This window comes from Nostoc sp. 2RC, assembly GCF_014222165.1.
In the GTDB taxonomy this organism is placed as follows: Bacteria; Cyanobacteriota; Cyanobacteriia; order Cyanobacteriales; family Nostocaceae; genus Nostoc; species Nostoc linckia.
The window spans coordinates 1-836 of sequence record NZ_JACKZU010000762.1 but is presented as its reverse complement, the minus strand read 5'-3'; the positions used below and the strand labels follow the sequence as shown (position 1 = coordinate 836).

Annotated in this window: 1 protein-coding gene; it reads left to right on the top strand. The window is 48.0% G+C overall.

What is annotated here, in order from left to right:
• Window positions 1–185: 185 nt before the first annotated feature.
• Entirely contained in the window at window positions 186–605 is a 420-nt protein-coding gene (locus GNE10_RS34880; RefSeq protein WP_099070376.1) for a photosystem I reaction center subunit II PsaD, read from the top strand.
• The last annotated feature ends 231 nt before the right edge of the window (window positions 606–836 follow it).

Below are 836 nucleotides of genomic sequence, written 5' to 3'. Positions count from 1 at the left end.
GGTTAAAGGTTAAAGGGAAAAGGAATAAATTTAATCTTTCCCCTTTCCCCTTTACCCCTTTACCCTTTCCCTTTCCCCATGCCCTGTTTGCCCAATGACTAAAAACTGTTACAGTCTATGACGCGATCGCAATATGATCGTTATTACGATGTTAGTATGCCCTAAAAACGTTGAGAGAACACTTTATGGCTGAAACACTCTCTGGACAAACGCCACGATTCGCTGGCAACACTGGTGGCTTGCTTTCTAAAGCACAAGTAGAAGAAAAGTACGCTATCACCTGGACTAGCCCGAAAGACCAAGTATTTGAATTGCCCACAGGTGGTGCAGCTACTATGGTCAAAGGCGAAAACCTGTTGTACTTGGCCCGGAAAGAACAAGGCATCGCTTTGGGTGGTCAACTCCGGAAATTCAAGATTACAGACTACAAAATTTACCGGATTTTACCCACCGGAGAAACTACTGCAATTCACCCAGCCGATGGTGTCTTCCCCGAAAAAGTGAATGAAGGGCGTGAAAAAGTACGTTTCGTTGCACGCAGCATTGGGCAAAACCCCAATCCCGCACAACTCAAGTTCAGCGGTACAGCCACCTACGATGCATAGGGGCTAGTTATTGAGAAATAGGGACTGGGGACTAGGAACTGGGGACTGGGGGTTACAGGTATCAGGTTGAAGGTCGCAATTAGCAGGTATTTTTACCTCCAACCTTCGATTTGCGACCTAGTACCTCCGACTTGATACTTCCTCCGGAACCTCATCTGACTATGCCCCATGACGGCAGTTGCTCCACTTGGGGAGACCCCAAGACCGCACTGCCTCCCCTATGCCCAATCC